The following is a 20,425-nucleotide window of genomic DNA, read 5'->3' on the forward strand; positions in this document are numbered from 1 at the left end:
GGGAGGGCTTTACTTTTTGCCGTTCGGTTTAAGCTGCTCGCCCGGCCTGAGGCGGAACAGCTCGTCATCGCGGGTGGAGTAGCGGACCGTTCCGTCCGCCAGCAGATAAGCCCCTTCGGTGAACCCGGCCCCGTTCAGGAACGGGGCTACCGCATCGGGCTTGTTCTGGAATGCCGCTTCCAGCGCGATCAGCGCATACGGGGCGATATGATCAATACTGGCAAACTCCGCTTCGGGATCATCAACAAAAAAGCCGTTGATGCGTTGGGTCGTGAGGATATTTGTGCCGATACGATTCGCCAGCGTCAGATAATCCTGCTGTCCCGTCGCCTGCCACAGATCGATGAGCGCAAAGATGGCGTACGGCTGGTGGTTGTCGGTATTCATATTGAGCTGACGGTTCGCGCCGCCGGGCTCGCCGATATCGCCAAGATCCTGGCCTTTGGCGATGCCCCGAGCCACCGTCCAGATGGCGTGATCCGGCTCAAGCGTCCAGGCCCTGGCATACGAGAGTAAAAACTCGTTTCCTACCGGATACGCTTTCAGCACCGTCCCCTTTTTGCCGTAATAACCATCCCGTTTTAGCGCGTAGCCGGAGAGATCCGTGCCGTTGGCCAGCATCGGGCGGAAGGTGTTGCTTTGCTCATCGTAAGCGTAGGTGGCGAAGGCCTTGAGGCCATCAAGCGTCCATTTTTTGATGTCGTCGCCCTCTTTACCCAGCGATTTCGCCAGCGCCAGCTGCATCAGCGCGTTTTCCGAGTAGAGCGTGCTGGTTCGGCCTTTCAACATCATATTGCCTTCCAGCGCGTCGGCTCCCAGTTCGGGGCCAAACTGACGCTGCGCGCGGTCGCCATATTTCGAGTGCGTGTCGCTGTCATCGGTGGTTTCGGCGCGTTTAAGCGGCTGAGTAAACTGGTACACGCCCAGCCCGGTTTTTTTGTCGCGTGGCAGCACGTACTGTTCGGCAAGCCGTTTTGCCCACTTCAGCGCACCTGCGTCGCGATCGTATTGATAGAGCAGCGAAGCGGAGTAGATCAGGTCATTGCCGGCATTCAGAAAGCTCAGGCCTTTGGTGGCGAAAAACGGCGGCTGTTGCTCAAAATCACTTTGCCAGAGCGCGCCCATCGGTTTGCCATATTCCCCGTGGCGGCTGGTTTCCAGCGTTTTCCAGTCGTAGACATGGGCATTCCAGAACGCTTTGATAAAGCGCGCGGTGACCTTGTCATTGACGGCAAACATCATGTCGTAACAGGGATAAGCATTCTTTAGCTCGTGGACCATCTCCTTTTCGCTCGGACCTTGCGGCTGCAGGGTTTTCAGGTCGATAAAGCGATGTCCGCCCCACAGCAGTAGCCCGCTGGCGTCCTGATAGTGGTCAAAGTAGTAGCGAATATTCTCTTCGACCCGCTGCTTATACTTTTCCTCGCCGGTGAGGCTGGTTAACCCCGCCAGCACCCGCATCAGATTTTGCTGGGCCGAGAAGTTCGACAGCACCGCGGCTTTACCATCCGGGAAAATCCATTCCAGCTGCTTGCCGGTACGCGGATCCACGCCGTTTGCCAGCAGGGGCACGTTGTGACCATAGCGATCGCCAGCCTTGTCGAAAACCGCATCCGCGAACTGTTTCACGCTGCTCAGACGCTGGCTCTCCTGCGCGGCGGCAGCGCTGAATGAAAAGAGGCTCAGAAAACTGACTGCCAGAGCTATTCTTGACGTCTTCATTATTTTCCTCGTTATAAAAATAAGGGTTTTAATAAACCCTTATTTATTTTTATCAGGCTATTTAGCTTTCATCAGAAGGAATATTTCACGCCGACGCGGTAACGTGTTTGCCGTTCATCCGTGACTTTGCTGCCGGAGACATTACCGATGGCCATATAAGGGGACCAGTTTTTATCCAGTTTATAGGTCAGCTTAAAATCATGCGTCCAGTCGTAACTTTCATTATCAGCCAGCACAACGCCGGCGGAATTGGCTTTTTTATAGTCCAGTTCATAATCGAGCTGATAATCTTTCAGGAATTTCCACGACAGCACGCTGGTCAGGTTATAGCCGTTTTCCGAGGTGTCTTTGGTGGTCCCGATATTGCCGGAATTACGCTTGTAGTAAGGGCGGTAGCGCAGGGAGGCGCTCACGTCATCGGTCAGGTTGGCTTTACCGCGCAGATAGGGGCGATAGTTATTTGAAGACGAGCTGGTATCCAGCGAGAAACCCGGTTCAATCTGGAACGTATTATTGATTTTATAGACGTAGCTCGCCACCACTTCAGTGCCATTACTGACGGTTTCATCAAAGGCTTTGTCTTTATCCTGTGAGCCTTTCCACTTCCCTTCCAGTGATAATCCAAAACCATTTGCGAAGCGATGAGACATAACCAGTCGATCTTTATGGTTATTACCCCCGCTGTCATTCATTTCATGACGATAATCGAAGGTGACAGCGTGTGCGGCGATACTCATAAAAGGGACGGTGAATAATAATAATGAGCGAAACATAGGGGTCCTCTATTTTTATTTTCCAAAGGTATAAGATGTTCTCTGCCAGAAAGCAGACATAGTGGTAAAAATGAAACAATTAAAAAGGCGTGTGGCGCCGGGTGCCTCCCGGTGAATTAGGCGCTGATTTCCTAATCCGTCCATAAAAACGAAATTTCATTGAGGATTTCCTCATGCCAGCATGACCCCACCGCTGAGGGGGATTCACCACACATTATTCTGTCAGGCCCTGGTGTTGACGGCCTTAAAAGGCATTTGTATTTTATGGAATAAACTTTTACACAAATTGAAATGATGTTTTGAGATCGAGATCGGAATATGAATAAGAGATAAAAATTATTTTATTTAATAATTATAAAGATAATCCTAATGATTTTATTATCTTATTATTCAGTGTGTTGTGGTGTTTTTTGGGTCGTTTTTCATAATGTGATATAGCCAATTTGAGACAGGGTATAAAGTGAGGGTAAACTTATTCCTGGATGATGCGTGACACACGACATTAAAAATGCCGTAAACTTATCTGAAAATATCGCTGTGAAAGAGACAAGGCGTCTTTTGCGGTTTTGAACTTAAACGAAAGCTAAACGAGCGGGCAGGGAGCATTGATCTGCCCGGCTGTCGATATAACACTCGGAAGAAAAGCCTGCCTGCGGGGAGGATAATAAAAAGATCGTGACCTCTGGAGCCTCAATATGACCATCTACGGAAAGGATCGTTTATTCATTTATGGCATTGAGAAAATACTGAAGCAGCTGCGTGGTGAGCGGGGAGCGGGTGCGAGCGGCGATCCGCCCTGCGTGTACGTCACCTCCGGAATGGATATCCAGGAAATGTACTCTCTGTTCTTCAGCAGCCCGCCGGAGCACCACGCCATATTTATCACCTCCGAGCGCTATTTTGATTCGCTCAACCGCCTGTTTCCGGGGCTATTAAAGCTCTGCCTGTCAGAAAAGCTGACGGTGGATGAATTGCGTCAGGCGCTCAGGGTGATGAGCCTGTTATCGGCACAAAACCAAAGTGCAGGCTACCTGCCCGATACGTTTAAATTTACCAACGCCGAGCAACAGATCATGCGGCTTATTTTGCGCGGACACTCGCTGGATGATATCGCCCGTATCCGTGGAGTCAGCCCCACGACGGTCAGCGTACAACGCAACGGGCTGATGAAACGCATGGGGACCAAGAGCCTGCAGGAGCTGTGCTCGCTCTACTCCGCCATGCGCACCCAGTGACAACGCCTGCCCGCCAGGCGTCATCCTCTCCTTCAGAACACCGGAATGCCCAGCCCGCGTTTTACTTCTCTCAGGGTGTGCTGTGTGACGTCGTGCGCGCGTTCGCTGCCTTTTTTTAGCAACGCCATCAGCATCCCTTTGTCCTGAATAAAGGTCGCCCGGCGCTCGCGCATTGGCGCAATCAGCTCCTGCAGGCAGATTTCCAGCTCGTTTTTGCAGGCGCGATCGCCCAGGCCTCCTTGCTGATAATGGGCTTTCATTGCCGCCACTTTGGCTTTATCCGGATGAAAGGCATCGAGCCAGGTGAAGACCACGTTACCTTCGATCTGCCCTGGATCGCTCACTTTCAAATGGTGAGAGTCCGTATACATGGCGCTGACCGCGCGATGAATCATCTCTTCACTTGCCGAAAGGTGCAGCGTATTGCCGAGTGATTTCGACATTTTGGCGCTGCCGTCCACGCCCGGCAGACGGCTGGTGTCACTCAGCATGGCCTTGCAGTGGCGTAACACCGGCGCTGGCAGCAGGCTATTCATCTTATGCACGATCTCGTTGGTTTGTTCGATCATCGGCAGCTGATCATCGCCAACCGGCACCACCTCCGCTTTGAAAGCGGTAATATCCGCCGCCTGGCTGACAGGGTAAACCAGGAAACCGACAGGCAGCGTGCGGGCAAATCCTTTCTGCGCGATTTCGTTTTTCACCGTCGGATTACGTTCCACGCGTGCGACGGTGACGATATTCATATACAGCGCGGTGAGCTCTGCCAGCGCGGGCAGGGCCGATTGCAGACAAATCGTGGTGAGCCCGGGGTCGATACCCGCGGCCAGATAATCGGCCAACACTTCGGGGATGTTATCGCGGATTTTTTGCGGGTTGCTGCCGTTATCGGTCAGACCTTGCAGGTCCGCCACCAGCACAAACTGTTGATAATCCTGCTGCAGGGCAACGCGCTGGCGCAGCGAGCCGACATAGTGGCCAAGATGCAAAGGGCCGGTGGGGCGATCGCCGGTCAGAATGGTGGTTTTACTGTTCATGCAAGACTCCTTAAGGTTTAAAAGCCGAAAGACGTCTCTGAAATGCAATAGCCGCCTTTCGGCGGCTATCTGAATATGAAGAACTGAAATTCGGGCCGCCCTCAGGAAGGCAGCCACCACAGGTTGTGATGTAAAGCGCGGGTGGTGTGTTTTCTGTTCATGAAATTACCGTATCATGTTCTGCGCAAAATACAAAAGGGGAATGCCATGCTGCAGTCACTTAACCACCTCACGCTGGCGGTCAGCCACCTGCCCACCAGCGTGGCGTTCTGGCGCGATCTGCTGGGGTTATCGCTGCATGCGCAGTGGGACACCGGAGCCTACCTGACCTGCGGGGATCTCTGGCTGTGCCTCTCCTTTGATGAAACCCGCAAAAACGTGCCGCCACAGAAGAGCGATTACACTCACTACGCTTTTAGCATTGCCCCGGAAGATTTCGACTCATTCTCACGCCAGCTGGAGCAAGCCGGTGTGACAGTCTGGAAAAGCAATAAAAGCGAAGGGGCGTCGTTCTATTTTCTCGATCCGGACGGACACAAGCTGGAGCTGCATGTGGGCGATCTCGCCGCGCGACTGGCGGCGTGTCGGGAAAAACCGTATGCCGGTATGCAGTTTTATCGTTAAGACGCAAAAGGCTTTGGAGCCATTGAAAACGAGAAAAAATACGTCTGAAAAATGTGCCGGAATGCGCGTCATTCCTGTGATGGTCGCCTGAACGGGGGATTCCAGGCCACCCGTGTAGCGGATTACTCGCCCACCAGCTCGATCCGGTTGCCATCCGGATCGGCGATCACGGCTTCATAATAGCCATCGCCCGTCATGCGCGGTGCGCTTAACAGCGTGTTGGTCTGACGGGCATTCTCGGCCATGGTGTCCACAACTGCTTTTGCCCCCACGTTGATCGCGATGTGCGCCCACCCGACAAATTCCGGAAACACGGGGGCTTCAGGAAGTTCCGGTAACGTCATTAACTCAATCGTCGGCCCGTCATCCAGCGTAATAAAGTGGGATTCGAAGCCGGGACGATTCTGGCTGACATACCGCGCGTTGCAGCGACCAGCAAAAATCGTTTCCCAGAACTGCACCTGAGCGTCCAGGTGGCGGGTCCAGAGTGCGACGTGTGCGATTTTCATATTAACCCTCGTTGTCTGATATGCCTGGTTGAACACGGTTCCTGAAAACGAGCAGGAAGCTCTTCCCGCCGCACCTTTTCCCGGGATCGTTCGGTATGAGTGACGGGCTGAAACCAGAATCCGTCATCAGGTTTACTGGCCAGCAACTGCCGGGGCTGAACAGGGCTTTTCATCATCATGCTCGCGGGTTGGCTCTGTGGATTGACAGGGTAAGCGTCATGCAACATTATGCGCATTGATGCTCGATTTAGATTTTAACAGGACTCTTTATGCTCGATTATGCTGCTTTTCCGGAACAACGACAAGACCTGATCCGCACGATCCTTCAGGAGAACGGCAGAGTGGTCTGCGCGGAACTCGCTGCCCGGATGAAGGTGTCAGAGCATACTATTCGTCGTGATTTACATGAGCTTAGCAAAGAAGGCATCTGTAAAAAGGTCTACGGTGGCGCGGTGCTTCAGCTACCGGATGCTGGCAATTTCTTTAGCCGCGAACAAAAAAATCCTGCAAAAAAAGACATAATCGCGCAAAAAGCGGCAACACTCATCAAACCGGGCGGCTGCATTTTTATTGATACGGGGACGACGAATCTGGCGCTGGCGAAAGCGTTGCCCGCGGATCTCAACGTGACGATCGTGACTAACTCTCCGGTCATCGCGGCAGAACTGCTTCGTCATCCGCTGTGCGACGTGATCATGACCGGTGGCCAGCTCCAGCGCGGCTGCGGGGGCGCCGTCGGGGCGACTGCGGCCAGCCAGATCCAGGGGATTATTTTTGATCAGGCCTTTATCGGCGGCTGCGCGATGGATCCTGAGATGGGGCTGACCGGATTTGATTTTGCCGATTGCGAGTTCAAGAAAACGGTGATTGCGCAAAGCAACCAAACCCTCGTCGCGTTGACCACCGATAAGATCCCCGGTGTGGCGCGTTTTGTGGTGGCGAAAAGCCGTGAGATAGATGTGCTGGTGGTAGAAGCCAGTATGGAGCAAGATATGCTCAGCGCGTTCGCCATGCAGGATGTTCGCATTGTGTGCGCCTGAGGACTTTGCCAGGTAAAACAGGCTACACTCTGATTTTGAGCGCTAAAAACCGAGGATAAGAATAATGCACATCACACAGAAAGATCGCGATACGGAAAAAACAGAAGGGAAAACAGGTACGAGCGCACTGCAGCAGAAGATGCTCGACTCACGATCGATTGTTATCTCCGGTGAAATCGACCAGGCGCTGGCAGAGAAAGTGATCACCCAGCTGATCTTACTGCAAAGCGTGAGCAACGACCCTATCAAGCTGTACATCAACAGCCAGGGCGGACACGTTGAAGCGGGTGACACCATTCACGACTTCATCAAATTCATTCGCCCGGAAGTCCACGTGATTGGCACCGGCTGGGTGGCCAGCGCAGGGATCACCATCTTCCTGGCGGCGAAAAAAGAGCATCGCTATTCTCTGCCAAATACCCGCTTTATGATCCATCAGCCGCTGGGTGGCGTGCGTGGCCAGGCGACGGATATTGAGATCGAAGCCCGTGAAATCATCCGTATGCTGGAGCGAGTGAATAAGCTGATCGCGGATGCCACCGGACAGCCGCTGGAAAAAGTGAAAAAAGACACTGACCGTAATTTCTGGATGTCGCCTTCCGAGGCGCTGGATTACGGAATCGTGGGCAAAATCATTACCCATTACGACGATCTGAAGCTGGATTAATCGTTCACGCTGGCGCCCGGATGACGGGCGCTAGCGTTCATGCAAAATGATCGCCAGCCAGTTTGTTTTTATCCTTTCCGGGAATTCCGGGTACGGCTCCAGACGCGTACAGGCCCCCGCCCAAATAAATGTGTTTTCTCCCACCCGATACCAGTGCGCGTTGCCTTCAACCGCATCCCCGACCACTGCGCCGCAAACAGTCAGCGGACTGCCTGCCGGAAGTGCATGGGCGACGGGCGCGAACATGGACGGACAGTTCTGACGGACATACACCATTACGGTGGTATTAACGTTGCCGGAAACCGGGAGTTCAGTGAAATTGCTCATGCCAGCCTCGTGACCGCTCTGATAAATTAACGATATAAGTCGTGATGAAACACGCGATCACGATAAAGAATGAAACTGTCACGGAGTGTCATTCGATGGGGTGACGGACAATGGATTTCACCGCCACTTGACCCACGACAAGGCAGCCTGACTGCACCTCTTCCATAATCGCGCCTGACTCTCTTTTCACGGGTGCTTCCCATGGCGTATCAACTGAATCTCAACTGGCCGGAATTCCTCGAAAAATACTGGCAAAAAAAACCTGTCGTCCTGAAAAATGCCTTTGCGAATTTTATCGATCCGATCACGCCAGATGAGCTGGCGGGCCTGGCAATGGAACCGGAAGTCGACAGTCGTCTGGTGAGCCATTTCAACGGCGAGTGGCAGGCGAGCAATGGCCCGTTTGAACACTTCGATGGCCTCGGTGAAACCGGCTGGTCGCTGCTGGCGCAGGCGGTAAACCACTGGCATATGCCGTCCGCCGAGCTGGTGCGTCCGTTCCGCGTACTGCCGGACTGGCGTCTCGACGATCTGATGATCTCTTATTCCGTGCCTGGCGGCGGCGTTGGCCCGCATATCGATCAATACGATGTGTTTATCATTCAGGGCATGGGCAGCCGCCGTTGGCGCGTGGGTGACAAGCTACCGATGCGTCAGTTCTGCCCGCATCCGGCGCTGCTGCATGTCGATCCGTTTGAGCCGATCATCGACGAAGATCTGGCACCGGGCGATATTCTCTATATTCCGCCTGGATTCCCGCATGACGGCTTTACCCATGAAACGGCGCTGAACTACTCCGTCGGCTTCCGTGGGCCAAATGGCCGCGATCTGATCAGCAGTTTTGCCGATTACGCGCTGGAAAACGATCTGGGCGGTGAGCACTACAGCGATCCGGATCTGATCTGTCGCGAACATCCTGGCCGCGTGGAGCAGTACGAACTTGATCGCCTGCGTAGCATGATGATCGAGATGATCAGCCAGCCGGAAGAGTTCAAAAAATGGTTTGGCAGTTTTGTCAGCACCCCGCGCCATGAGCTGGATATCGCCGCGGCGGAACCACCGTATGAGCCAGAAGAGGTGCTGGATGCGCTGCTCGGCGGCGAAACGCTCTCTCGCCTGAGCGGTCTGCGGGTGTTGAATATCGGCGACAGCTTCTTTATCAACAGCGAACAGCTGGAGACATCGGATGCTAAAGCCGCTGACGTGCTGTGCCGTTACACCGAATTCGGTCAGAACGAACTGGGCGATGCGCTGCAAAATCCGGCGTTTGTCGCGGAGCTTACTGACCTGATTAATCAGGGTTACTGGTACTTCGAAGAGTAATGCATAAAAGCCCTGCGGTGGGGGTATTTCCGCCGCAGGGTATTGTGCGGATTAATCGTTATAATCCCAGCGGGCACGTAATGTGCGAATGAAGGCATCGGCGCGTAGCGCCCGGCCATCAGGACCAATGAGCGCAACGGAACCTTCTGGCAAGCCGAATAGCGTCTCTATGGTTTTTTTAATCCCTCCGACGCGGGCATCGTTGCGAGCGGCGCGTTGGCGGCTTTTCGAGTTTGTTCGGGTGGCCGGTGCTGCGTCTGTTTCCTCCTCCGACTCTTCTTCCTCTTCTTCGTAATCGTATTCAATCAGCTGTTCGTCACTCTCTATCGGCTTCCATTCCCCATCTTCCATCACCCACGCTGTGCCGTCCTGAAGATGATAAAGGGGAGTCCCCTGTGACGCTGGAATTTCGTCGCTGAAGCGCGATTCACTCTCTTTTTTATAGCGAATAGCATCGCCAAATGCGTTAAGGACTTCCTCTTTGCCATCAATAATCAAAAAGGCAGACCAGCAATGACGCATAAAATTAACGCTATTGGTCATGTACAGATAAATTGTGCAGCTCGGGTGAGGCGAACAGCGAGCAAGAGCGGAGAGCACTGGTCCCACAAAATCATCAAGCGTCAGGCCTGCTTTATCCAGCATGTCCATATCTATTTCAACGGTGGGGAGTGCACCTTTGCTGACCTGTAATTTAAAGGGTGTCATTGAATGAGTCACTGTATCGCGTTCCTTTCGTTATCATTAAGTTAGCGCCGGTAGAGCAGAACATTTACCATCATTTTTTTGTGATGGACGATGTTGTCTTTCGCTGCCGGTCCCCACTGGTCATAGCTCATCATGAATACCTGTTTCAGGCTTTCGGCGTAAGAGCTTTTCTCATAATGATCCTTCTTCGCAAGAGGGGAATGGTTACTGAGCTTTGAATTATTGCTATGGCTAATAAGGCAAAGGTTGCCAAAATTATCGGCACCTTTTTCCAAATCCTGAGAAGCTTCAAGTCGTGAGGCATTGCCCAGGGGGTTTTGGGGCCAATAGTGTTCGACTGACGTGCGAAAGGTAAACGTAAATTTTTCCGCTCGTTTGAGGATGTATTGCATATTGACACCGTCAAAATGATTTTTATTTTTCAGATTCACCCACAGCAGATAGTCGAGGCGGTTAAAGATATAGTTTTGTACACCCGTCCCCTGATGTAATGGCGACTCGTCGAGTTCAGACGGGAAAGCGGTCGGGGTATTTTCCAGCACCTCAAAGTCATAATTTTGTTCACTCGCGTGATCCGATAAGCGGTCGAGTAAAAAGTGGTTAGCCATGTTCTCAAGATAATTGAGATACTCCCGGGCATTTACGTTCAGTCGATCGGCTTGAGTATATTTATTCAGCCAGTACAGCGCTCCGTTCAACCAGTATTTATAGATTTGTGCCTGAAATGATACGTGGAACATCGACAGCAACATAATCGCGTTCACGTTATGCGGAATATTACGCTCTCTGATTGACGGTTTTTCTGACTGAGGAAACGAACTCGTATAGCTAAAACTCTTTTCATAACGCGTCAGGGCTTTAAGACTCCACTCATCATCATTTTCACGTTTGATGATGTAGCGATCGAACAGCATCCGGCATTTCAACAACTGCATAATGAACTGCCGAGGATCCGGGTCGTTTGCTGTGAAAGTTTCAAGGAGACGCTTGTCATCAAGCGGTGTATCGCGATCCGCCAGACGAAGTACCTGCAGCAGAAAATTCGGGAAGGTAATCACCGAACCAAACGTGCCGGGTTGTTCTTCATCAGGATGATGAGAGTGGGCCGTTTCGGTGCCATCCCCTTTGGGATGGAAGATAATATCATGCAGAGTACGGCTTGTTTCACGTTGATCTTTATTCAGATCAGGGTGCAAAAGCTTCTCAAAATGCTGGGGGATCTCATTCCAGTCATTGCCAAACCATATATTGCGTAAGGAGTGATGAACGCTAAGCTGCACATAACGGTGCATATTGGCGCAGGCATCCCAGATGATCGAAAATGCGGCTCGTTCGGAATCCCCGGTTCCATTGCCTAATTTATCCATTAAACGGGCTTTGAGGATTTCGTGTTTTTCCAGCTGCTCGCCACGATTATTCATTATCTCAAAATAGTGGTTTAAATCGGTATCCGCAGGCACAACAACGCGCAAAAGCACGACATTTTCCAGCAAATAGCGCAGGAATGCAGAGCGATCAATGTCCATTTTTTGTATGAAACTGACCATGATTTTCCAGGCCCGCAATACCGACGATTCAACAGCATCCTCGTCATCGGGCGCGCGACCTGTTTCGAATAAGCTGCTGAGCGTGGCGTCCGATTTAACGCGACAGTCAAAATGGAGATTAATGCCCTTTATTCCCGGTAATGGCAGGGAGAACGCGTTTTTCATCACCGAGAGTAAAATACTCAGTGTGGTATGTCGCTGTTGACCATCAATGGTTTCGAAGTGGTTATGGCCTCTTTGTGCCACCACCAGGCTGCCGATGAAATAGTGATTGTCTCCCCTGTTATTGCGGGCAACGTCCCAAATATCCAGGATTAACTGCTCGATCTGCTCCTGCCCCCAGGCGTAATTACGCTGATAAATAGGAATAGTGTAATGATCATTGTGAAACAGTTGACCGACCGTTAATGCGGCCACGTCCTTTTGCTCATATGCCTGGTTGAACATAGCCTTTTTCCTTTAACGCCTCGGTTAGCGGGTCGATCTTAGTTCCTTTGATATCATTTTGATGGATCACTGGAACCAGGTAATTCAGGATATCGCCTGGCTGTTGAGCCAGCTTTATTTTCCACAGCAGTCCGTTGTGGCTGAGCGCAGCATTTTCGATCGTTTCGATGGTGATGCGATGATACTGGAGGCGTAGCCTGTAGCTCCACGCAAAGCAGATTTCAGCCGCTTTATCCAGGTGCTCGTCGGCAAACCGATCGTAATAGTAAAGTAGCGCGCAATTGAAGAGATTCCGCACGTAGCGATCACCTGTACGGGTTGCACCGTCATAGTGTGTGAGGAGTTGCAGCAGAGAATTAACGGGGGAATTTTTAGGATCAAACAGCGATTCATAGAGCGCGCCGTAATACTCAATATATTCAAAGAAACGTTTTCCATTAATCAGATGCTGATCAATCTGGAAAGGGAAAACCATATTTGAATTATCAATACTGCGCTTTGGATCGAGATTAAATTCCGTGACCATCTTATCTAACGCCAGCAGACTGGTGGTGTACCGCCAGTTTTTTTTATTGGCTGAAATGCCCTTAAAAATATGGAGTTGGTTTTTAGTGAGCGAATGGCCAGCTTCACCGTTTGTCCAGCAGCGTAAAGGGAAGAGCGTTTTGCTCATTAACTTGTCGAGGTCGGGGCGGGTTGAGAGTTTATCATCCTGGGTAACGTTTTTTTCCCAGTTTTCAACGCAATGTTGCCGCTCTTCAGAGCTGTTCCCCTCCATTTCACGCAGATGAAAGGCTTTCAGCAGATCGTAGGCTTCAAGCGTCTTGCCTCGGGCATTTTGCGAATCAAAGAACTGAAATGCTTCGCTTAGGTTGTCCAGTGTCACGCAAATGAGTTCACAGCTATGCAGAAGGTATTGATAAATTTGCGACCGATCGCTGGCGGATAATGTGTTAAGTCGCCGACGAATCAATCCGGCATTTTTTTCCACATTCTGCTGCGTGATACTGTTATTAAATGCATGTTGAAGAAGGGAGGGAGAGCAGTATTGCTGATGTGGATCGAATAGCGCGCAAAGAAGGCTGAGTGTCAGTAGACGTTGCTGACCGTCAACAACAGCTTCTAACTCGCTGTCATACTTGTCTTTATACAGAACGAGTGTTCCAAGACGATATCGCGATTTATTCCGATGCTGGATAATATCATCAACAAGTTGATTGACATGTAATTCTTGCCACTTATACGGGCGCTGGTAATCCGGAATAGAAAGCGATTTTTCAAGCGCCTCTTTTACCGTTACTATTTTTTTGCTGAGAATAGCCATTTCAAACGCTACAAGATAAGGTTAAGGATAGTGTGGACCTGGCAGTCTAATGGATACGGCAACCAATGGGAATTACCTGATTTTTATAGTCTTTAGCAGGTCACAGAACATAAAAAATAGTATTTTTTGCTCTCTACAGATTTAAGTTTGATCATGGGCCGTTTTCCGGCCTGACGCTGGCAATTGTTGTCATGTTCTGGCAGTGCTATGGTTGAGACGTATTTTCATCTTTTGGAATTTTTATGAACAGCTCCGCCAGCCTACCCATGTGTTCCAAACGTCTGTTCTGCGTTGAAGACTTTATCGGTTTTGGCGAGCGCTACGGCATTGACTACCACTTCCCGCGTTTGACCGACAGCGTTGTCAGCAGCACCCCCGTATTGCACGGTGATGTCGAAGAGATGACTCTCTCCTCCGGCATTTCGTTAACGCAATCGAACGTGCGCGTTCTTCAGCCCTATGAAACCACTTCCCGCCACAGCAGCCCGCTTTATATGCTGGTGGTGCTTGAAGGATGCGTCACGCTGGCGCTGAACGGTAAAGAGTATCAGGTGCGCTCCGGCATGGCGTTCAGCTCCCGGTTGAGCGAACAGCAGGTCATGAGTGCGCGTCACGATGCTGACAGCACATTGAAAACCCTCTCGTTCGGTGTTTATCCCAACGATACCGATCGCGAGAGCTTACTGGAAACGCTACTCCAGGAATGGCAGGCTTTGCAGGTGCCAGCCTTTATCTGGCAGGTTCCGGAATGCGTTTTAAGCGGGATCCAGCACGCACAGCAGCGGGGCTTAAGCACACTGTCGCGTCAATTACTGCTCGAAGGGCTGATGTATCAGCTGCTGGGTCACGGTCTGAACCATTGCCAGCAGCAGACAGATGCCTGTTCAGTGCCGGTGTGCGGTGAATATGCGCGCCTGGAACAGATCCGCCGTTTGCTGGAACACTCTCCGGAACAGGAATATACCCTCGCGCAACTGGCCGGTCAGGCGGCGATGAGTCAAAGCAGCCTGCGCAGCAAGTTCCGTCAGGCATATGGCTGTACGGTGTTTGATTATCTGCGCGACTGTCGTCTTGCGCTGGCGCGCCGCTATCTGCTGGAAGGGCACAGCGTCCAGCAGGCCGCGTGGCTGTCCGGCTATCAGCATGCCACCAACTTCTCCACCGCCTTTCGCCGTCGGTACGGTCTCTCTCCTGGCAACGTGCGCAGGCACGGCTAACCCAATTTTCCCCATCACGCGAATGCGTTACGTGCGGTTTGTCATTGCGCATACGTAACCTGGCGGTGCGCATAGCTATTTGCGATCTCAAAAAGGCAATAATTCTTATTAACAATTAGAAACGCCTTTGGAGATTTTCATGTTTGCTAAATCGCGGTTAGCACTGCTCGTGGGATGGGTGACCGGTACTGTTGCATTCCCTTTGCTGGCGCAGGAAACGCCGAAAACCGAAACCGTTGTGGTGACGTCGCAAATGCAGAGTGGCGCGACCAAACTCGAAACGCCGGATATCGAAACCCCGCAGTCGGTGTCGATCGTGACGCGCGAGCAGTTCGAAGAGCAGGGCGCAACCAGCGTACGACAGGCGGTGAGCTACACGCCCGGGGTTTACAGCAACCAGATTGGCGCTTCGAATCGATTTGATTACATCGTGCTGCGCGGTTTCTCGGACGGCAGCCTGGATAACGTCTATCTCGATGGTCTGAAGATGATGGGCGACACGAATTCCCACAGCTCACTGGTGGTCGATCCGTGGTTCCTGGAAAATATTGAAGTGGTGCGTGGTCCGGCATCGGTCCTGTATGGTCGCTCATCGCCGGGCGGGATTGTTGCGCTCACTTCGCGTAAACCGTCATTCGATCCGGGCGGCGAGATCAAACTGTTCGCCGGCAATAACGATCAGCGCGGCGCGATGTTTGACGTTACGGGCGCACTGGACGATAACGACCGCGTGGCGGCGCGGCTGAGTGGGATGACCCGTTACGCCGATTCCCAGTTCGGGCCGCTGAAAGAGGAACGCTACGCGCTGATGCCCAGTCTGACCTGGCGCATCACCGACAATACGCGCCTCGACCTGATGGCCTATCTGCATCGCGATCCTGAAGGCGGCAGCCACTCCGGTTTACCTTATGAGGGAACCGTTGTTCCACATGATGGCAAGAAAATTTCCAATAACTTCTTTGAAGGCGAGGACGATTACGATAAATACGATCGCCGCGAGAATATGGTGGGTTATAACATCGAACATCTGTTCGATAGCGGCTGGTCGGTGCGACAGAAGCTGCGTTATCTGCACACCAAAGTCGAGCTGAATCAGGTTTACGCGTCGGGCTGGCTCAACGAAACCGACCTGAATCGCGGCTATTCCGGCTCTGACGAGAAAATGAATGCCATCACGCTTGATAACCAGATCGACGGCAGCTTCGATACCTGGGCAGTCAATCACCGTGTGCTGATCGGTCTGGATTATCAGGATCGCAGTAACAACACCACCGGATACTATGGAAGCTTCCCGCCGATTAATGCCTTCCATCCGGTGTATGGCGCGAAGCCTGACGATATCAGCATGTACAGCAAAGAGAAGCACAAGCTGCGCCAGACGGGCTACTACCTGCAGGATCAGATGTCGATTGACCGCTGGCGTCTGACGCTTGGCGGACGTTACGACCAGGTGAGCGTCTCTAATATCGACAAACTCAATGATACCCGTAGCGATCTGGATAAGAACAACTTCAGCAGCCGTGCGGCGTTGCTGTATCTGTTCGATAACGGCGTAGCACCGTATATCAGTTACTCCACGGCGTTTACTCCAACCAGCTTTGCCGATGAGAACGGTCAGATCCTCGATCCGATGAAAGGCAAGCAGTGGGAAGCCGGTGTGAAGGTGGAGCCGGAGGGGATGAACAGCCAGTTCAGCGCGTCGGTGTTCCGCATTAATCAGAAAAATATCGCCACTAAAGAAGAGCCGACCGATCCGTATCGTTCCATCGGTGAAATCGAATCTGAGGGCGTTGAGCTGGAAGCGATCGGCCAGTTAACCGACAGTCTGCGTATGCAGGCGGCCTATACCTACACGGATATCCGCTATAAAAAGAGCAGCCAGGAAGAAGAGGGGAAACGGGCGGTGTATGCCCCGCGTAACATGGCCAGCGCCTGGCTGAGTTATGATGTCAAAACTGGTCCGCTGGATGGTCTGACTATCGGCTCCGGCGTGCGTTACGTTAACGGTGTGACCAGCGATCGCCAGAACACGCACACGCTGCCGTCTTATACGCTGGTGGATATGGCTGTGGGATATGACCTGTCGAAGCTGGGTGTGAAAGGGCTGAGCGCGCAGCTTAACGTTAATAACCTGACCGATGAAAACTACGTGGCGGCCTGTAACTCGCTCTCATACTGCTACTTTGGCGCCGAGCGCAGCATCGTGGGAAGTGTGTCCTGGACGTTCTGATGTGAGTCCGTTCTGTCTGAAGCCCGGTAGCGCTATGCCTGCCGGGCCTACGATTTATTGATCGTTGTGTACGCCGGGTAAGGCTCTGCCGCCCCCCGGCAAAAAAATCACTCCTCCATCGCAATGACAATCGCTTCACCCATCTGCTTTAATGCTTCGCGATGCTTTTCGTTGGGCGGTAGCGCGACGTTAATGCGCAGGCAGTTGCGATATTTCCCGGAGGCAGAAAAAAGCGAGCCGGCGGCGGCCTGAATCTTCAGGCGACACAGCTGCTTACTGACACAGACCATATCTACGTTTTCCGGCAACTCTACCCACAGCAAAAAACTCCCCTGCGGGCGCGTCACGCAAATCTCGGCGGGAAAATACTGACGCACCCAGCAGGTATAGCGTTCCATGTTTTGTTGATAAATCTGACGCATACGGCGCACATGACGATGATAATGGCCGTCGCGGATGAACGCGGCGACCGCCATCTGCGTGGCGGGAACATTAAAACCGCCTGCCGCATATTTCATGTGCATCACCCGATCGTAATAACGACCCGGCACAATCCAGCCAACGCGCAGTCCTGGCGCCACGGTTTTTGTAAATGAGCTGCACAGCAGCACGCGGCCGTCGATATCGAGCGAGTGAATGGTGCGCGGGCGAGGATACTCCGCCGCCAGCTCGCCATAAATATCGTCTTCTACGATGACAATATCGTGGCGCTGCGCCAGAGACAGAACCTGACGTTTGCGCGCCTCCGGCATGATGAACCCGAGGGGATTGTTACAGTTGGGCACCAGAATCACGGCTTTGATCGGCCACTGCTCCAGCGCCAGCTCCAGGGCCTCGATGCTGATCCCGGTTTCGGGATCGGTTGGGATCTCGATCGCTTTGATGTCGAACCCGCGCAGCATCTGCATCGTGCCATGAAACGAAGGGGATTCCACGGCCACGATGTCCCCCGGTTTGCAGACGGAAAGCAGGGCAATTGAGAGCGCACCGTGGCAGCCGTTGGTGATCACAATCTCCTCCGGCGAGACGGTCGAGCCGCCGTCGAGCATCAGACGAGCGATCTGCTCCCGCAGCTCTTTGCGCCCTTCCAGGATGTCGTAGCTCAACATTTCGCACGGATTATGCTGCGCAATTCGGCTCATCTCGCGCCACAGCGGCTTCAGGCTCGGCTGGGTCAGATCCGGTGAACCGCCGCCAAAAGAGATCATCTCGCGATCGCCGCGTGCATCCAGCAGCATCATCACTTCGTCCCATTGGGTGACTTCAACCGGACGCTGAACCGGGCGCGTCATCGCGGGGACGGGCGGCTGGGCTTTGCGTTGAGACACGAAGTAGCCGGAACGCGGCTGAGGCGTAATCAGCTGAAGATTTTCGAGGATCTGATAAGCCTGCTGAATGGTGCTGATACTGACGCCGTGCTCCTGGCTTAATGCCCGCACCGAGGGCAGTCGCTCGCCACTACGATACAGCCCTTGTTCGATGCGTTGTGCCAGAAGATTGGCCAGATGTTGGTAGCGCGTCATGCTGTATCCTCAGTTTTCACCATACAGATTATCAAACCAGTACAGATAGCGGCGAAAATCGCCATGCAGATTCATATTTAGCGGATCTGTATGTTAAAGAAAAGTTGTTTTTGAATCTGTATTGCAAAAAGGGATTTCACGATGATAGAGCCTCAAACCGAGTGAGGAGAGCATCATGGAATTTCACGAAAATCGTCCCTTCAGGCCGTTTATGGGTTTTGTTCTGGTCTGGCGGGCATGGGCTAAATGGCGTCGTCGCGAACAGACGCGTCGGATATTGCAGGGGATGAGCGACGAGCAGTTACGGGATGTGGGTTTAACACGAAATGACGCGTGCAATATTTAAAGCCGGAAGGGGGCATTTATCTGCACGGCGGCAGATAAATGCCTGAATATTATTCTACTGTCGTTTTGCTGGTGTTTTCCGCAATGCGGCGCAGATATTCGTTATTTTTAAACGCCACCATGATTAATTCAAACATCACGCGGCAGCCAATCAGGCTGAAAATCATGCCGAAAAAGCCGGCAATCAGGTGCTCGGTAAACATGGAATATACGCCGCCAAGCAGAATCAACAGCATGGCGATCCAGTAGAAAAATACCAGCACGCGGGGTGTTAAAAGATAATCAAATCCCAGAATTGACTTCATTTTCTCGTCCTTAGAATCATGTCGGATATCGACAAATTAAGCCCGCAGAGTATAAAGAGATGTTGGATCACGCACACCTACGAATATTCCCAGGTCCGGATTCGGTCAATCAATTAACCGAAGCGTCTCTGCCTGTGGGCGTCGTAACAGAAGCAGGGCCTCTTCATAAGAGCGCACGTTGTTGTAGCCCATCACCAGTCCAAAGCGTTTGCCCGAGCCGAAATACCATTCAGATAACGCATTAACCTGTAGCTGGTGTGCCTGCCAGCAGCGAGCCACTTCGCGATCGCAACTGCCTTTGGTCAGGAAAGCGACGATATGCATACCGCCGTCGTTTTGCTCGGTGAAAAACCGCTCGCCATACACCTCCTGTAACGCGGCAATCATCCAGTCACGGCGCTGTTGATACAGCGAACGCATCTTTTTGAGATGGCGGAAGAAGTGGCCATCATTCAGAAAAGACGTCAGGATTTTTTGGGTCAACACCGGCTGGCCGCTGGCCACAATATCCGCGCAGTCGGTAAACGCATCCACTGTGCTGGCAGGCATCACGACATAGCCCATTCGCAGCGAAGGCATGACGGTTTTGCTGAAGGTTCCCATGAAAATAACCCGATCGTGGCGATCCAGGCTTTTCAGAGACGGCAGCACTTTGCGGGTGTAATGAAATTCGCCGTCGTAATCGTCCTCAATAATCCACGCTTCGTTTTGCGCCGCCCAGTCGAGCAACTGCTGTTTACGCGGAAGCGAGAGCGTGACCGCCAGGGGGCTTTGATGTGAAGGGGTGACGATGGCGAAGCGGGCATCGCGATGATGGCGCAGCAGATAGTCGGTATCCATACCGGAGCGATCCACAGGCACGGTATGCAGACGCGGCACGAGGCGTTTCAGCAACTGTTGGCCCATGAAATAGCCCGGATCTTCAAAAAGCACTTTATCGCGGCGGCTGGCGAGGGTGTCGAGGATCAAACGTAAACTGCCGCTGTAGCCGCTGGTGATCAGGACTTGTTCCGCCGAACATGACAAACCACGCGAAATATTCAGATAGCTCGCAATCGCCTGGCGCAGGGGATACCAGCCCATCACCGGCGGACTGAGCATCTCTTCCTGACGCATCGATCGCGTCGCCTGGCCCGCCAGCAGCAGCCATTTTTTATAGGGGAAACTGTCCAGCGCCGGAATACCGGGGCGCAAAAAACCAGGGCGTTCGCGTTGGCTGATCAGGGATTCCGGCAGGGCGCCGGTGCTGCGATCGGCGGGATCTTTTTGTCCGGCGGGCACGTTCAGATCGGGGTTCACCCGCGTACCACGTGCGCCCTGGCTCACCAGATAGCCTTCTCCGGTCAGGATCGCGTAGGCGGTTTCGACGGTTTTCCGCGCCACCTTTAGCTCTTCAGCCAGCACGCGAATGGCGGGAACTTTATCGCCAGGCTTCAGAATGCCGCGCGTAATATTGTCGCGATAGCGGGTGTAAATCGCGTGATAGCCCGATTTCATGTCCTACCTCATTTCATGCTTTTTG

General features: G+C 52.6%; 19 protein-coding genes. 8 read left to right on the forward strand and 11 right to left on the reverse strand.

From position 1 onward, the window contains the following. Positions 1 to 9 precede the first annotated feature (9 nt). Together SOM82_RS02820 and SOM82_RS02825 are read right to left on the reverse strand one after the other, a co-directional pair. Positions 10 to 1,722 (reverse strand): pectate lyase, encoded by a 1,713-nt coding sequence (locus tag SOM82_RS02820; RefSeq protein ID WP_320460426.1) that lies wholly within the window; start codon positions 1,720 to 1,722, stop codon positions 10 to 12. 71 nt (positions 1,723 to 1,793) lie between these two features. After that, positions 1,794 to 2,495, reverse strand: a complete 702-nt coding sequence (locus tag SOM82_RS02825) for an oligogalacturonate-specific porin KdgM family protein (protein ID WP_154127059.1) — start codon at positions 2,493 to 2,495, stop codon at positions 1,794 to 1,796. 695 nt (positions 2,496 to 3,190) lie between these two features. Between SOM82_RS02825 and SOM82_RS02830 the strand changes: the two genes are divergently transcribed. Beyond that, positions 3,191 to 3,730 (forward strand): helix-turn-helix transcriptional regulator, encoded by a 540-nt coding sequence (locus tag SOM82_RS02830; RefSeq protein ID WP_154127060.1) that lies wholly within the window; start codon positions 3,191 to 3,193, stop codon positions 3,728 to 3,730. A 32-nt stretch (positions 3,731 to 3,762) separates the two neighbouring features. Here the strand turns inward: SOM82_RS02830 and trpS are convergent, their stop codons facing one another. Then, positions 3,763 to 4,767, reverse strand: a complete 1,005-nt coding sequence (gene trpS / locus SOM82_RS02835; protein ID WP_320460425.1) for a tryptophan--tRNA ligase — start codon at positions 4,765 to 4,767, stop codon at positions 3,763 to 3,765. A gap of 207 nt (positions 4,768 to 4,974) precedes the next feature. Between trpS and SOM82_RS02840 the strand changes: the two genes are divergently transcribed. After that, complete coding sequence (locus SOM82_RS02840) at positions 4,975 to 5,391, forward strand: FosA family fosfomycin resistance glutathione transferase (protein WP_154127062.1); 417 nt, start codon at positions 4,975 to 4,977, stop codon at positions 5,389 to 5,391. 122 nt (positions 5,392 to 5,513) lie between these two features. Here the strand turns inward: SOM82_RS02840 and SOM82_RS02845 are convergent, their stop codons facing one another. Further along, positions 5,514 to 5,900 carry a VOC family protein gene (locus SOM82_RS02845; RefSeq protein WP_320460424.1) on the reverse strand — a complete coding sequence of 129 codons (387 nt, stop codon included), beginning with the start codon at positions 5,898 to 5,900 and terminating at the stop codon, positions 5,514 to 5,516. 269 nt (positions 5,901 to 6,169) lie between these two features. Here SOM82_RS02845 and SOM82_RS02850 point away from each other — a divergent pair, with 269 nt between their 5' ends. Both SOM82_RS02850 and SOM82_RS02855 read left to right on the forward strand, forming a co-directional pair. Beyond that, entirely contained in the window at positions 6,170 to 6,940 is a 771-nt protein-coding gene (locus tag SOM82_RS02850) for a DeoR/GlpR family DNA-binding transcription regulator (protein ID WP_320460423.1), read from the forward strand. A gap of 64 nt (positions 6,941 to 7,004) precedes the next feature. After that, complete coding sequence (locus SOM82_RS02855; RefSeq protein ID WP_154127065.1) at positions 7,005 to 7,607, forward strand: ATP-dependent Clp protease proteolytic subunit; 603 nt, start codon at positions 7,005 to 7,007, stop codon at positions 7,605 to 7,607. Positions 7,608 to 7,637: 30 nt separating this feature from the next. On the opposite strand, the gene SOM82_RS02860 is transcribed toward SOM82_RS02855, so the two are convergent. Then, on the reverse strand, positions 7,638 to 7,934 hold the full coding sequence (locus SOM82_RS02860) for an SH3 domain-containing protein (protein WP_154127066.1): 297 nt from the start codon (positions 7,932 to 7,934) through the stop codon (positions 7,638 to 7,640). 201 nt (positions 7,935 to 8,135) lie between these two features. Between SOM82_RS02860 and SOM82_RS02865 the strand changes: the two genes are divergently transcribed. Beyond that, positions 8,136 to 9,257: a ribosomal protein uL16 3-hydroxylase gene (locus SOM82_RS02865; protein WP_320460422.1), complete on the forward strand. Its 1,122-nt coding sequence runs from the start codon at positions 8,136 to 8,138 to the stop codon at positions 9,255 to 9,257. A gap of 51 nt (positions 9,258 to 9,308) precedes the next feature. Here the strand turns inward: SOM82_RS02865 and SOM82_RS02870 are convergent, their stop codons facing one another. From SOM82_RS02870 to SOM82_RS02880, 3 genes are read right to left on the reverse strand one after another with little or no spacing between them, the layout of a single operon-like run. Then, the gene (locus tag SOM82_RS02870; protein ID WP_154127068.1) at positions 9,309 to 9,977 is read right to left on the reverse strand and encodes a hypothetical protein; all 669 of its coding nucleotides are present in this window, start codon (positions 9,975 to 9,977) and stop codon (positions 9,309 to 9,311) included. Positions 9,978 to 10,006: 29 nt separating this feature from the next. Continuing rightward, the gene (locus SOM82_RS02875; RefSeq protein WP_320460420.1) at positions 10,007 to 11,959 is read right to left on the reverse strand and encodes a DUF262 domain-containing protein; all 1,953 of its coding nucleotides are present in this window, start codon (positions 11,957 to 11,959) and stop codon (positions 10,007 to 10,009) included. Next, the gene (locus SOM82_RS02880) at positions 11,940 to 13,283 is read right to left on the reverse strand and encodes a DUF262 domain-containing protein (protein ID WP_154127070.1); all 1,344 of its coding nucleotides are present in this window, start codon (positions 13,281 to 13,283) and stop codon (positions 11,940 to 11,942) included. The genes SOM82_RS02875 and SOM82_RS02880 overlap by 20 nt, the downstream gene beginning before the upstream one ends. A 242-nt stretch (positions 13,284 to 13,525) precedes the next feature. On the opposite strand from SOM82_RS02880, the gene SOM82_RS02885 reads away from it, so the two are divergent. Together SOM82_RS02885 and foxA are read left to right on the forward strand one after the other, a co-directional pair. Further along, the gene (locus SOM82_RS02885; protein WP_501083550.1) at positions 13,526 to 14,500 is read left to right on the forward strand and encodes a helix-turn-helix domain-containing protein; all 975 of its coding nucleotides are present in this window, start codon (positions 13,526 to 13,528) and stop codon (positions 14,498 to 14,500) included. A gap of 139 nt (positions 14,501 to 14,639) precedes the next feature. Next, positions 14,640 to 16,730 (forward strand): ferrioxamine B receptor FoxA, encoded by a 2,091-nt coding sequence (gene foxA / locus SOM82_RS02890; protein WP_320460418.1) that lies wholly within the window; start codon positions 14,640 to 14,642, stop codon positions 16,728 to 16,730. Between the two features lie 107 nt (positions 16,731 to 16,837). Here foxA and SOM82_RS02895 read toward each other — a convergent pair whose 3' ends face one another. Further along, positions 16,838 to 18,253: an aminotransferase-like domain-containing protein gene (locus SOM82_RS02895; RefSeq protein ID WP_154127073.1), complete on the reverse strand. Its 1,416-nt coding sequence runs from the start codon at positions 18,251 to 18,253 to the stop codon at positions 16,838 to 16,840. Positions 18,254 to 18,428: 175 nt separating this feature from the next. Here SOM82_RS02895 and SOM82_RS02900 point away from each other — a divergent pair, with 175 nt between their 5' ends. After that, complete coding sequence (locus SOM82_RS02900) at positions 18,429 to 18,599, forward strand: DUF1127 domain-containing protein (protein WP_154127074.1); 171 nt, start codon at positions 18,429 to 18,431, stop codon at positions 18,597 to 18,599. Positions 18,600 to 18,648: 49 nt separating this feature from the next. On the opposite strand, the gene SOM82_RS02905 is transcribed toward SOM82_RS02900, so the two are convergent. Both SOM82_RS02905 and pdxR read right to left on the reverse strand, forming a co-directional pair. Beyond that, on the reverse strand, positions 18,649 to 18,903 hold the full coding sequence (locus SOM82_RS02905; RefSeq protein ID WP_154127075.1) for a DUF4282 domain-containing protein: 255 nt from the start codon (positions 18,901 to 18,903) through the stop codon (positions 18,649 to 18,651). A gap of 105 nt (positions 18,904 to 19,008) precedes the next feature. Continuing rightward, the gene (gene pdxR, locus SOM82_RS02910; protein WP_320460417.1) at positions 19,009 to 20,400 is read right to left on the reverse strand and encodes a MocR-like pyridoxine biosynthesis transcription factor PdxR; all 1,392 of its coding nucleotides are present in this window, start codon (positions 20,398 to 20,400) and stop codon (positions 19,009 to 19,011) included. Positions 20,401 to 20,425: the final 25 nt, after the last annotated feature.

Source organism: Lelliottia sp. CFBP8978 (assembly GCF_034046055.2).
Lineage (GTDB): Bacteria > Pseudomonadota > Gammaproteobacteria > Enterobacterales > Enterobacteriaceae > Enterobacter.

Coding starts and splice junctions, on each gene's coding strand:
- SOM82_RS02820 (WP_320460426.1), bottom strand. CDS start 1,722: ATGAAGACGTCAAGAATAGCTCTGGCAGTCAGTTTTCTGAGCCTCTTT.
- SOM82_RS02825 (WP_154127059.1), bottom strand. CDS start 2,495: ATGTTTCGCTCATTATTATTATTCACCGTCCCTTTTATGAGTATCGCC.
- SOM82_RS02830 (WP_154127060.1), top strand. CDS start 3,191: ATGACCATCTACGGAAAGGATCGTTTATTCATTTATGGCATTGAGAAA.
- trpS (WP_320460425.1), bottom strand. CDS start 4,767: ATGAACAGTAAAACCACCATTCTGACCGGCGATCGCCCCACCGGCCCT.
- SOM82_RS02840 (WP_154127062.1), top strand. CDS start 4,975: ATGCTGCAGTCACTTAACCACCTCACGCTGGCGGTCAGCCACCTGCCC.
- SOM82_RS02845 (WP_320460424.1), bottom strand. CDS start 5,900: ATGAAAATCGCACACGTCGCACTCTGGACCCGCCACCTGGACGCTCAG.
- SOM82_RS02850 (WP_320460423.1), top strand. CDS start 6,170: ATGCTCGATTATGCTGCTTTTCCGGAACAACGACAAGACCTGATCCGC.
- SOM82_RS02855 (WP_154127065.1), top strand. CDS start 7,005: ATGCACATCACACAGAAAGATCGCGATACGGAAAAAACAGAAGGGAAA.
- SOM82_RS02860 (WP_154127066.1), bottom strand. CDS start 7,934: ATGAGCAATTTCACTGAACTCCCGGTTTCCGGCAACGTTAATACCACC.
- SOM82_RS02865 (WP_320460422.1), top strand. CDS start 8,136: ATGGCGTATCAACTGAATCTCAACTGGCCGGAATTCCTCGAAAAATAC.
- SOM82_RS02875 (WP_320460420.1), bottom strand. CDS start 11,959: ATGTTCAACCAGGCATATGAGCAAAAGGACGTGGCCGCATTAACGGTC.
- SOM82_RS02880 (WP_154127070.1), bottom strand. CDS start 13,283: ATGGCTATTCTCAGCAAAAAAATAGTAACGGTAAAAGAGGCGCTTGAA.
- SOM82_RS02885 (WP_501083550.1), top strand. CDS start 13,526: ATGAACAGCTCCGCCAGCCTACCCATGTGTTCCAAACGTCTGTTCTGC.
- foxA (WP_320460418.1), top strand. CDS start 14,640: ATGTTTGCTAAATCGCGGTTAGCACTGCTCGTGGGATGGGTGACCGGT.
- SOM82_RS02895 (WP_154127073.1), bottom strand. CDS start 18,253: ATGACGCGCTACCAACATCTGGCCAATCTTCTGGCACAACGCATCGAA.
- SOM82_RS02900 (WP_154127074.1), top strand. CDS start 18,429: ATGGAATTTCACGAAAATCGTCCCTTCAGGCCGTTTATGGGTTTTGTT.
- SOM82_RS02905 (WP_154127075.1), bottom strand. CDS start 18,903: ATGAAGTCAATTCTGGGATTTGATTATCTTTTAACACCCCGCGTGCTG.
- pdxR (WP_320460417.1), bottom strand. CDS start 20,400: ATGAAATCGGGCTATCACGCGATTTACACCCGCTATCGCGACAATATT.